The sequence below is a fragment of the Pseudomonas frederiksbergensis genome (genome assembly GCF_003732665.1).
GTDB classification, from domain to species: Bacteria; Pseudomonadota; Gammaproteobacteria; order Pseudomonadales; family Pseudomonadaceae; genus Aquipseudomonas; species Aquipseudomonas frederiksbergensis_G.
Window position 1 is genome coordinate 38,525 of sequence record NZ_MOBP01000007.1, and the last position, 11,465, is coordinate 49,989.

The 11,465-nt window shown below is 61.2% G+C and carries 11 protein-coding genes; 3 read left to right on the forward strand and 8 right to left on the reverse strand.

Features of this window, described 5'->3' with window-relative positions; genetic code table 11:
• Nucleotides 1-15 precede the first annotated feature (15 nt).
• Nucleotides 16-144, forward strand: a complete 129-nt coding sequence (locus BK665_RS34805; protein ID WP_003184145.1) for a PA1414 family protein — start codon at nucleotides 16-18, stop codon at nucleotides 142-144.
• A 210-nt stretch (nucleotides 145-354) separates the two neighbouring features.
• Here the strand turns inward: BK665_RS34805 and BK665_RS14005 are convergent, their stop codons facing one another.
• The 6 genes from BK665_RS14005 to speB form a co-directional block, all read right to left on the reverse strand.
• Nucleotides 355-606, reverse strand: coding sequence for an acyl carrier protein (locus BK665_RS14005; RefSeq protein ID WP_123406404.1), 252 nt, complete (start codon nucleotides 604-606; stop codon nucleotides 355-357).
• Nucleotides 607-660: 54 nt separating this feature from the next.
• Complete coding sequence (locus BK665_RS14010) at nucleotides 661-1,386, reverse strand: MBL fold metallo-hydrolase (protein ID WP_123406406.1); 726 nt, start codon at nucleotides 1,384-1,386, stop codon at nucleotides 661-663.
• Nucleotides 1,387-1,471: 85 nt separating this feature from the next.
• Nucleotides 1,472-2,851 carry a sodium:solute symporter family protein gene (locus tag BK665_RS14015; RefSeq protein ID WP_123406407.1) on the reverse strand — a complete coding sequence of 460 codons (1,380 nt, stop codon included), beginning with the start codon at nucleotides 2,849-2,851 and terminating at the stop codon, nucleotides 1,472-1,474.
• Between the two features lie 163 nt (nucleotides 2,852-3,014).
• Entirely contained in the window at nucleotides 3,015-4,532 is a 1,518-nt protein-coding gene (locus BK665_RS14020) for a purine-cytosine permease family protein (RefSeq protein WP_123406409.1), read from the reverse strand.
• A 54-nt stretch (nucleotides 4,533-4,586) separates the two neighbouring features.
• Nucleotides 4,587-4,994 (reverse strand): YybH family protein, encoded by a 408-nt coding sequence (locus BK665_RS14025; protein WP_123406411.1) that lies wholly within the window; start codon nucleotides 4,992-4,994, stop codon nucleotides 4,587-4,589.
• Nucleotides 4,995-5,003: 9 nt separating this feature from the next.
• The gene (gene speB, locus BK665_RS14030; RefSeq protein ID WP_123406413.1) at nucleotides 5,004-5,954 is read right to left on the reverse strand and encodes an agmatinase; all 951 of its coding nucleotides are present in this window, start codon (nucleotides 5,952-5,954) and stop codon (nucleotides 5,004-5,006) included.
• Nucleotides 5,955-6,283: 329 nt separating this feature from the next.
• Here speB and BK665_RS14040 point away from each other — a divergent pair, with 329 nt between their 5' ends.
• Nucleotides 6,284-7,177 carry a LysR family transcriptional regulator gene (locus tag BK665_RS14040; protein WP_008013540.1) on the forward strand — a complete coding sequence of 298 codons (894 nt, stop codon included), beginning with the start codon at nucleotides 6,284-6,286 and terminating at the stop codon, nucleotides 7,175-7,177.
• Nucleotides 7,178-7,181: 4 nt separating this feature from the next.
• Nucleotides 7,182-7,778 carry a tRNA-uridine aminocarboxypropyltransferase gene (locus BK665_RS14045; protein WP_123406415.1) on the forward strand — a complete coding sequence of 199 codons (597 nt, stop codon included), beginning with the start codon at nucleotides 7,182-7,184 and terminating at the stop codon, nucleotides 7,776-7,778.
• A 120-nt stretch (nucleotides 7,779-7,898) separates the two neighbouring features.
• Here the strand turns inward: BK665_RS14045 and BK665_RS14050 are convergent, their stop codons facing one another.
• Nucleotides 7,899-9,266 (reverse strand): HlyD family type I secretion periplasmic adaptor subunit, encoded by a 1,368-nt coding sequence (locus BK665_RS14050; RefSeq protein WP_123406416.1) that lies wholly within the window; start codon nucleotides 9,264-9,266, stop codon nucleotides 7,899-7,901.
• A gap of 9 nt (nucleotides 9,267-9,275) precedes the next feature.
• Nucleotides 9,276-11,435: a type I secretion system permease/ATPase gene (locus tag BK665_RS14055; RefSeq protein WP_123406418.1), complete on the reverse strand. Its 2,160-nt coding sequence runs from the start codon at nucleotides 11,433-11,435 to the stop codon at nucleotides 9,276-9,278.
• Nucleotides 11,436-11,465: the final 30 nt, after the last annotated feature.

Here is an 11,465-nt window from a genome sequence, read left to right on the forward strand (position 1 = left end):
CCTGAAGGGGGCACCATGAAAGAGAAAATCCAAAACTGGCTGCACGACCTGGGTGTCGCACTCGGTTTGATCGAACCGCCTCTGCAACCTGTGCCAATCCGCACTGACGACGAACAGCGTCGACGCCAGCCGCGCCGCCGGTAAGTTGCAGACAGTGCCTATGGCGAACGGGCTTGCCTGTGGCGAGGGGGCTTGCCCCCGTTCGACTGCGCAGCAGTCGTAAATCACATGACGCGGTCCGTCTGATACAACCGGGGTGAATGGTTTCGGGGCCGCTTCGCAGCCCAACGGGGGCAAGCCCCCTCGCCACAAAAGCCTCCCTGCCATAGATATCGGTGTGTTTGGCAGGCATTCTCAATCCCGTCCAATCCTCACCAAAAACCGACTCAAATCCTCCGCCGTCCTGGCGTCCTTGAGCATCCGGTCTTCCTCCGCCGTAAACGCCGTCAACCCCAACTCATCTTCCAGATGGAAGATCAACTCCTCTATATCTTCTTTATCCAAGCCCAACTGCGCCAGGCTGGCGTTGTCGTCGAAGTCATCCTGACGTTCCAGCAGGCGGCTGATAAAGCGGTGCACGGCAGCACGAACGGCGGCTCTTTTCATGGTCGTTCTTCGAGGGCGTTATTGTTGTTGTCCCTGGGCTGAGTACAGCAGGCTTCAGCCGTGGCAGCGCTGCCACTCGTCAATCATCGTGCGCAAATGTTCCCCGGAAAAACTGCCGAAATGCCCGCCATGCACGGTGCGGATCGGTAGCGCGTGCAAGCGTTGCAAGCTGCGGGCGTAGTCGTCGAGGTTGGAGTGGTAGGCGTCTTCGATCAGCGGCCCGTCGTAGATGATGTCGCCGCTGAACAGGGTTTCAGTCGCCGCTTCATACAGGCTGATGCCACCTGGCGAATGCCCCGGCGTGTGCAGCACTTGCAGGACGCGATCACCCAGGTCCAGCACATCGCCTTCCTCAATAAGACCCGTGGCCGGCGCGGCTTTGACCCGGTATTCGGCATAGCACAACGGGCAGTCCGGGTGCGCCTCGAACATCTCGTCACCGACAAACGCCGTGCTCAAGGTGTTCTCGCCGTCCGGCGAGGCGAGGATCTGCGCTTCGGCCGGATGTACCAGTCGTTCGGGGAATTCGTGATGCCCGGCGATGTGGTCAAAATGGCAATGACTCGCCACCGCCACCAACGGTCGCTCGGTGATCCACGGCAGTTGCTCGCGCAGGCTCACCAGCCCCGAGCCGCTGTCCAGCAGCAAGTCCTTGTCGCGGCCCTGGATGTGCCAGAGGTTGCAGCGGTAGAAGGGGCGGATGTAAGGCTCGTGAATCAGGCGAATGCCGTCGGCCAGGGTTTTGACCTCAAACCACTGATCGCGAGAAACAATCTTCATCAAAGGTTTTCTCCAGACGAAAAAAAACGGGTGTGGCAACCGACGCCACACCCGTCGAAGAAAGCATCAGTTCTTTATAGAAAGCTTAGGCCGCGCTGGCGAGTACCGCCGGGCGACGGGACAACAGGCTGACCAGCACAAAGCTCACCAGACCCACACCCAGGCTGTAGTAGATCGGGGTGTTGGCATCCAGGCCATCCTTGAACATGAACACCAGCGCCGTGGCGAAGCCCATACCCATGCTGGCGATAGCGCCGGCGGTGGTTGCGCGTTTCCAGAAAATCGCGCCCATCAGCGGGATCAGCATGCCGCCCACCAACAGGTTGTAGGCCAAGGTCAGGGCGCTGATCACGTCGTTCACGATCAGGGCGATGCCGAGTACGACGATGCCGGTGAACAGGGTGAACAGGCGGTTGATACGCAGGCTCGACTGTTTACCGCCACGCAGTTTCGGCAGCAGGTCTTCGGTCAGGGTGGTGGCAGCGGCGAGCAGGCCGGCGCTGGCGGTGGACATCATCGCGGCCAGTGCCGCAGCGATCACCAGGCCACGGATACCGTCCGGCAGGGACAGCTTAACGATGGCGGCGAAGGCGTTGTTGACGTTGTCCAGATCCGGGATCAGCACGTGAGCGGCCATGCCGATCAGGGCGCAGGCCAGGCCGTAGAGGATGCAGTAGAAACCGGCAAACGTACCGGCGTACTGCGCGACTTTGGCGGACTTGACGGTGAACACACGTTGCCAGATGTCCTGGCCGATCAGGATCCCGAAGAAGTAGATCATGAAGTAGGTGATGATCGTGTCCCAACCGATGGTGGTGAAGCTGAAGGCAGTCGCCGGCAGTTTCAGCACCAACTCGTCCCAACCACCGACGCGGTACAGGCAGATTGGCAACAGGATGAACATCAGGCCCACGGTCTTGATCACGAACTGGACGATGTCGGTCAGGGTCAGCGACCACATGCCGCCGATGGCCGAGTAGATCACCACCACGCCACCGCCGAGCAGCACCGAAATCCAGAACGGCAGGCCGAACAGCACTTGCAGCACGGTGCCGATGGCCAGGATCGAGGTCACGCCGATCATCAGCGCGTACGCCAGCATGATCACCGCGCTCGCCGAGCGGGCCATCGGGTTGTAGCGTTTCTCCAGGACCTGGGTAACGGTGTAAATCTTGAGTTTCAGCAGCGGTTTGGCGAGGAACAGGTTCAGCGCCACGATCCCGCAACCCAGTGCGGCGCACAGCCAGAAACCGGAAATACCATGGACGTAGCCCAGGCGCACGGTGCCGACGGTGGATGCGCCGCCCAGCACGGTGGCGGCCATGGTGCCCATGTACAGGCTCGGGCCCAGGTTACGACCGGCGACCAAAAAGTCTTCGTTGGTCTTGGCTTTGCGCATGCCGTAATAGCCGAGTATCAGCATCGCGGCGGCGTAGATGAGTACGACGAATAAATCCAATGCCATGATGGCGTGTCTCCGATTGTCTTTTTTATGGTGAAACAAAGGTGTTCAGTGGTGCTGCTCTCTGTGGGAGCGGGCTTGCTCGCGAATGCGGTCTTTCAGTCACATCGATGTTGGATGTGCCGCCGTCTTCGCGAGCAAGTCCGCTCCCACAGTTGAATCGGTGTCAGGCGGGCTGACGGAGTTCAGGCTTTGCGACGGTATTGGCGCCGCGGCTGCGCGCATCCTGCGGCCCAAACACTTCCCGTGGTTCCGGGAACAGGCTCAGCAGCGCGAAGTACACCAGCGAGGCCAGGCCCAGGGTCACTGGCAGGCTGATATCGATGCCGCCGGCCAGGTTGCCCAGCACACCCACGAACTGCCCCGGCAGGTTCACAAAGCACAAACCCACCAGTGCACTCGGAATCCAGGCACCCAGGCCACGCCAGTTCCAGCCGTGGGTGAACCAGTAGCGGCCACCTTTTTCGCCACGGGTGAACACTTGCAGGTCATCCGGGCAGTAGAAGCCGCGACGCACCACCAGGCCGATGATCATGATCACCATCCATGGCGTGGTGCAGGTGATGATCAGTACGGCGAAGGTCGACACGCTCTGCACCAGGTTCGCCGCAAAGCGCCCGATAAAGATGAAGGCAATCGACATCACGCCAATCAGCAACGTCGCCTTGACCCGCGACAGCACCCGAGGGAACACGCTGGACATGTCGAGCCCGGTGCCATACAGCGAGGTGGTGCCGGTGGACATGCCGCCGATCACCGCAATCAGGCACACCGGCAGGAAGAACCAGCTCGGAGACACCGCCAGCAGACCGCCGACATAATTGTTGGCCGCGATGTAGTCCGGTGCCTTGATCGCCACGATGGTCGCGGTGGCCAGGCCGAACAGGAACGGGATGAAGGTCGCGATCTGCGAGATCACCACCGCCGCCATGATCCGGCCTTTTGGCGTTTCGCGAGGGATGTAGCGTGACCAGTCACCGAGGAACGCGCCGAAGGAAATCGGGTTGCTCATGGCCACCAGCGCAGCGCCGATGAACGCGGCCCAGAAGCCTGGTTGACCCATGCTCACGGTGCCCGCGTAGTTCACATCGAAAGGCCCGGCGAAAGCGAAGATGCCCAGCAGGAACAGCAGGCTGGCGCTCCACACCGCGATCTTGTTGACCCACAGCAGGAAGCGGAAACCGTAGATGCACACGGTCAGCACCAGGATCGCGAACAGACCGTAAGCCAGGCCCAAAGTCAGGTCGGTTTCCGGCAGGCCGATCAGGCGTTTTGCCCCACCAATCAACGCATCCCCCGAACTCCACACACTGAGCGAGAAGAAGGCGATGGCGGTCAGCAGCGACAGGAACGAACCGACGATCCGCCCGTGCACGCCGAAGTGCGCACCGGAAGACACGGCGTTGTTGGTGCCATTGATCGGGCCGAACAGGCCCATCGGCGCGAGGATCAGCGAACCCAGCAACACCCCCAGCACAATCGCCCAGACACCGGCCTGGAACGACAGGCCGAACAGCACCGGGAAACTGCCGAGCACGGCGGTGGCAAAGGTATTGGAACCGCCGAAGATCATCCGGAACAAGTCCGTCGGGCCTGCGGTACGTTCGCTGTCCGGGATCTGTTCGACCCCATAGGTTTCAATTTGCGTAAGGCTTTGGTCTTTGTCTTTGTTGTTGTTATTCATGATCAGCTCCGATCATAAAGGCGCGCTCATCGTGTGTGAGCGTCACCTGTTTGGCTAAGGGGGTGGCAGCCCTTCCGGCATTGCGGACAAATGTTCGTGACAGGCCAGCCATAGGCCTTGTTGTTCTTTGCGAAAGACGATGGTCTCGCGCTCCTGGCTGAAGTGTTGCTCCCCTTGCATGCGCAGCTCGGTGGCCACGTCATGGATGAAAATCGCCACGTCACCCTGCAGGCTGACGAAGGCGTTGCTTGAAGTGCACGACAGCACTTCGAAGCCATCCTCGGCACGCCAGGTGTCCCACAACGCCTGATAGGCATCGCGCGACAGCAGCGGCTGTTCGAGGGTGTAGAACACGAAGCTGGCATCGGCGCTGAAGGCGCCGAAGTAGGCTTCGCGATCATTACGGGCAAAAGCGCTCACCAGATCGGCGGCGGCTTTCAAAACCTGATCGCGTTCGTTCATGACCACTCCTCAGCGGTGCGCCACGCCCGGCAGTACGCAGAGCATTTCGTACAGCAGGTTGGCGGCCAGCAGCGAGGTATTACCGGTGGTGTCATAAGCGGGCGAGACTTCTACCAGATCGCAGCCGACCAGGTCGAGGCCTTGGCAGCCTCGCACGATTTCAATCGCCTGAATGGTCGTCAGACCACCGATTTCCGGGGTGCCGGTGCCAGGCGCCCAGGCCGGGTCGATGCCGTCGATGTCGAAACTCAGGTACACCGGACCGCCACCGACTTTCTCGCGAACTTCGGCCATCAGCGGTGCCAGGGATTTGTGCCAGCACTCTTCGGCCTGGACCACACGGAAGCCTTGTTTACGGCTCCAGTTGAAGTCTTCGGCGGTGTAGCCCTGGGCGCGCAGGCCAATCTGCACGACGCGGTCCGGGTCCAGAAGACCTTCTTCGACGGCGCGACGGAAGGTGGTGCCGTGGGCGATTTTCTCGCCAAACATGTGATCGTTCACATCGGCGTGGGCGTCGATGTGCACCAGGCCGACCTTGCCGTGCTTTTTATGAATGGCACGCAGGATCGGCAGGGTGATGGTGTGGTCGCCGCCCAGGGTCAGGGGGATCACGTCGTGTTCGAGGATGTCGTGGTACGACTCTTCGATGATCCGCACGGCGTCGAGCAGGTTGAACGTGTTGATCGCCACGTCGCCGATGTCGGCAACCGACAGCGAATCGAACGGTGCAGCGCCGGTGGCCATGTTGTACGGGCGGATCATTACCGATTCAGCGCGGATTTCGCGAGGTCCGAAGCGGGTGCCGGGGCGCAGGGAGGTGCCGATGTCCAGCGGCACGCCAATGAAGGCAGCGTCCAGGCCGGCAGCGGTGGTCAAGTGGGGGAGTCGCATCATGGTGGCGATGCCGCCGAAGCGCGGCATTTCGTTGCCGCCCAGTGGTTGGTGAAGAATCTTGTCCACGGGTAAGGCCTCATCGTCGTTGTTTTATTTATGTCGGCGCGCCGTTCACGGGAGAGACGGGCACCGCTGTGGGCCGATCATGCGAAATGTAGTGGCGGGGAAGAATCGCTACGGGCAAATACTTAGTTCAGATTTTTCTAAACTAATGGCGAGGACGACGATAGACTTCCTGCCATCTGCAATCCCTGTGGGAGCGGGCTTGCTCGCGAAAGCGTCGTATCAGTCGATATTAATGTTGCCTGACACACCGCTTTCGCGAGCAAGCCCGCTCCCACAGGGATTGTGTTTTCACAGAAGCACCGCGCGCATCCTTGTGATCGGAGAACCCAATGGCCAACGCTTTACCCGACCTGAAACTATTGCGCATTTTCGTCAGCGTGGTGCGCCATCAGGGGTTCGCCAACGCCCAGCAAGAGCTCAACCTCTCGACCTCGGCGATCAGCACCTACATGAGCCAGCTCGAAGCGGCGCTCGGCCTGGTGCTGTGCCATCGCGGTCGTGGCGGGTTCAGCCTGACCAGCAAGGGCGAGTTGTTCCATCAGGAAACCCTGCGGCTATTGGCTGAACTGGAAGGGTTCGAACAATACGCAGCGGCGCTGAAGGGCGAGTTGCGCGGCACCTTGAACCTCGGGGTCATTGACTCCACCGTCAGCGACAAAGCCTTGCCCTTCGCCGAAGCCATCGGCGCCTACAGCCAGGAGCACCCGGCGGTGCATTTGCATTTGTCGGTGATGAGCCCCTACGAACTGCAACTCGGCGTGCAGGACAACCGCCTCGACCTTGCCATCGGCGCGTTCTCCACGCGCATGAGCGGGCTGGTGTACATGCCGCTGTACCGCGAACAGCACTGGCTGTATTGCAGCAGCCGCCATCCGCTGTTCACCGAACGGCGCATTCCCGAGCAAGTCATTACTCAGCAACGCATGGTCGGTCGCGGCTACTGGAGCCAGGCGGAATTGGCGCGTCACGGTTTCAAACACAGCGCCGCCACCGTGGAAAGTATGGAAGCGCAGCTGATTCTGGTGCTGTCCGGCGCCTACATCGGCTACCTGCCGGAGCACTACGCCCAGGCCTGGGCCGACAAGGGCGATCTGCGGGTGTTGCTGCCGGCGACTTTCGGTTATCAGGCACCATTCTCGATGATCGTGCGTCGTGGCCGCAGTCGTGAACCGCTGATCCAGACTTTCCGTGATTTGCTCAAAGCACAGCTCAACCAGGCCTGAGAACATGTCCAGAATCCAATGCCCCCGCTGCCTGCGCCCGCAAACCCATTGCCTGTGCCCACTGATCCCGAGCCTCGACAGCCGCACCCGAGTGTTGCTGTTGCAGCATCCCAGCGAAGTGAACCATGCGCTGAACACGGCGCGGCTGGCCGCGTTGGGATTGAAGAATGCCGAGTTGATCGTGGGCGAGGTGTTTGAGGATTTGCCGGCGCTGTTGAACCAACCGGGTTATCAGGCGCGACTGTTGTTTCCGGCCGACGAGGCGCAGTCGTTGCAGGCTTACAGCGCGTCCGATGAGCCGCTGCTGCTGGTAGTGCCGGACGGCACCTGGCGCAAGGCACGCAAGATGCTGCACCTCAATCCGTTGCTGGCGGCGTTGCCTCGGGTGACGTTGGCTGACGGCGGCGTGTCGCGGTATCGGTTGCGCAAGGCACCGGGGCCGGGGGCATTGTCAACGGTGGAGGCGATTGTGCAGGCGTTGCAAACGCTCGAAGCGCCCACATCGTTCGAACCGCTGTTGAAACCGTTCGAGGCGTTGATCGAGGGGCAGATTGCGGCGATGGGGGAGGAGGTTTTTCAGCGTAATCATGGGCTGAAATAGTCGTTGCCAGTTAGGGCCTCTTCGCGAGCAAGCCCGCTCCCACAGGGGGAATGCATTCCAGTGTGGGAGCGGGCTTGCTCGCGAAAGCGGTAGAACAATCACCAAAAATCTCAGCCAAAACTAGCGTTCGCGCATCGCCTCAGTCCGCGCCTTGAGCACGGGTTTGAGCAGGTAATCCAGCACACTTTTCTCCCCGGTAATAATGTCCACCGTCGCCACCATCCCCGGAATGATCAGCAACGGTTTCACATCCCCGCCCAAGTGGTTTTTATCGGTCCGCACCTGAATCAGGTAAAAGCTGTTGCCCTTGTCATCAGTAATAGTGTCGGCCCCGATCAACTCCAGCTTGGCACTCAGCCCACCATAGATCGTGTAGTCATAGGCACTGAACTTGACCATGGCTTTCTGGCCGGGGTGCAGGAACGCTACGTCCTGTGGCCGGACTTTGGCTTCGATCAGCAGGTTGTCTTCCAGCGGCACGATTTCCACCATGTCGCTGCCCGGCTGGACCACGCCGCCGATGGTGTTGACCTTCAACACCTTGATGATCCCGTGCACCGGCGACACCACCGTGGTGCGGGTCACGCGGTCGTCAATGGCGATGCTGGACGCGGTGATTTTCGACAGGTCGGTGCGTTTTTCATTCAACTCCTTGGCCGCGTCGGAGCGGAAGGATTGTTCCGATTCGTCAATCTTGCTTTTGATTTCGTTGATCGCCGATTCCGCTCGGGGAATGGCCAGGGTCGTGGCATTCAGCGAACCACGAATCTCCACCGCGCTACGTTTCAAACGGAGGATTTCCACCGGCGACACCGCCCCGGTGCCCACCAGCGGCGCGGACATGTTCATCTCTTGTTGCAGCAACGCCAGGCTGGAACTGAATTGCCCCTGTTTCGAGCGGAATTCCGCCAGTTCCTGGGTTTTTTGCCGAAGTTGTTCACTCAACGTGCGTTGTTCACTGGCCAGTCGCCGTTGCCGTTGTTCATACAGCGAGCGTTCGTCCTCGGCCACTTGCGGCGCCTTGGCGATCACTTCATCCGAGAGCTTGAACGGCCGCCCCTCGGCCTCGGCGGACAAACGCTCGACCTTCGCGGTCAACGAGTAACGATCCGCCTCGCTCTCACCCTTGTTCGACAGAAACCGCGTGTCGTCCAGGCGCAGCAGGGTGTCGCCCTTGTTCACCATTTGCCCTTCACGCACGAAAATCTCGGAGACGATGCCGCCCTCCAGGTTCTGGATCACCTGGACCTTGCTCGACGGAATCGCCTTGCCTTCGCCCATGGTGACTTCCTGCAACACCGCGAACTTGGCCCAGACCAGCGCCGAAATAAGCAACCCCGCCGCCAGCCAAACGGTGATTCGCGACAGGCGCGGAGAATCCTGCAACGCAGCGCCGGCGGTTTCCGGCATGTATTCGCTTTCCGCACTTTTGCTGAAGCTGCCGAAGTAGCCGCGATCCTTTGAAACATCGGACGATGAGCGAGCCATGGGCAACTCCTAGACGGCCGCAGAGCCGACACGGCCCTTGCGCAGTGCATCGATGACCGCTTCTTTCGGACCGTCGGCGACGATCCGTCCGTTGTCCAGCACCACCAGTCGATCCACCAGGCTCAGCATCGAGGTACGGTGGGTGACCAGCAGCAGGGTTTTGCCCTGGACCCAGCTATGAAGTTTTTGCCGCAGGACGTCTTCGCTGCTGTTGTCCATGGCGCTGGTGGGTTCGTCGAGCAACATGATCGGCGGGTCCAGCAACAAGGCCCGGGCCAGCAACACTGCCTGACGCTGGCCACCAGAGAGCAGTTGCCCGCGTTCACCCACGGGGCGGTCGAAGCCTTGCGGATGTTGGCGCGCAAGATCGGTGACGCCGGTCAATTCCGCGACTTCGAGCATCCGTGAGTCGCTGACGTAACGGGCGCCGAGGGTCAGGTTGTCGCGCAGGCTGCCGGCCAGCAGCGGCAAGTCATGGGCGACGTAGCCGATCTGTTGCCGCAGGTCGGCGACGTCCAGTTGCCGCAGGTCCAGGCCATCGAGCAGCAACTGGCCTTCTTCCGGGGCGTAGAAGCCCATGACCAAACGGGCGAGGGTACTTTTGCCCGAACCGCTGCGGCCGATGATGCCGATGCGTTCACCGGGTTTGACACTGAAACTGATGTTCGACAGCGCCGGAGCGTTCTGGCCGTTGTAGTGGAAGGTCACGCCGCTGACGTCCATCGCCCCTTGCAGTTGTGTGCGTTCCAGCGGCCGTTGTTTGGGGTCACGTTCCTGGGGCAATGACATCAGCGCATCGGTGCTGCGCATGGTCAGTTGCGCTTGTTGGTAGCGGGTGATCAAACCGGCGATCTGGCCCAGCGGTGCGAGCACCCGGCTGCCGAGCATGTAGGTCGCCACCAGCGCGCCGACGCTGAGGTTGCCGGCGATGATGCTGTAGACCCCGGCAACAATGGTCGCCATGCCGGAGAATTGCTGGATGAACAGCGTGCCGTTGGTCGCCAGCGCCGAGAGGTTGCGCGCATGGCTGTCGAGGCGGGTGAGGGCGCCGTGGGTGCTTTCCCATTTGTGCTGGCGCTCGCTTTCGGCGCTGCACGCTTTCAGGGTTTCCAGGCCGCCGAGGGTTTCGATCAGCAGCGCCTGGCGTTCGGCACCGAGGCTAAGACTTTTTTGCACGGTGTCGCGCAAACGTACCTGGATCACCATCGCGAAAATGATCGTGATCGGGAACGCCAGCAGCGGAATCACCACCAGCCAGCCGCCGAGCAAACCGATCACCACCAGCATCAACACGGCGAACGGCAGGTCGATCAGGCTGGTCAGGGTCACGGCGGTGAGAAATTCCCGCAGGCCCTGGAAGTCGTGGATGCTTTGGGCGAAACCGCCAATGGTCGCCGGCCGGGCTTTCATCGCCATGCCGGTGATGCGTTCGAACAGGGTCGCGGACAGGATCACGTCGGTTTTCTTGCCGGCGGTGTCGAGCAAATGCGCGCGGACCACCCGCAGCACCAGTTCGAAACCGGTGCCGATCAGCAGGCCGATGGCCAATACCCACAGGGTCGAAACGGCCTGGTTCGGCACCACCCGGTCGTAGGTCTGCATCACGAACAGGGGCACCATCAGCCCCAGCAGGTTGATCAGGAAACTGGCGAGGATCGCGTCGCTGTATAGCCATTTCGACAGCTTCAGCGTGTCGCGAAACCACGCTTCGACCCGCGGCACGAGGGGGGAGCGCAGGTCTTCCAGTTCATGGCGCGGCCGGGCGAATAGCGCCTGGCCACTGTAATTGGCGGTCAGCTCTTCACGGCTGACCCATTGTTCCCCACCCTCGGCTTCGCTGGGCAGGATCAGTAACTGACCGTCATCGCCAAAACGCCGGAGCACGGCGGTGCGGCCGTCGTTGAGGATCAGCAGGACCGGCAGGTTGAGCGCGGAAATATCCGCCAGCTCCCGACGCAGCAAACGTGCCTGCAAACCCGCCCGGGCGGCTGCGCGGGGCAGCAGGTCCAGGCTCATGCGTTGCTTGTTCAGGGGCAGGCCGGCACTCAGGCTGGCGCGGCTGACCGCCGCGCCGTGGAGTTTGCAGAGGATCAGCAGACCGTCCAGAAGCGGGTCATCGAAGCTCAGGCGCGGATCGACCCCAGTATTGCCGGGTTCCATGCTGGTCAAATTGATCGCTCCTGTTGGCATAGGTAACAA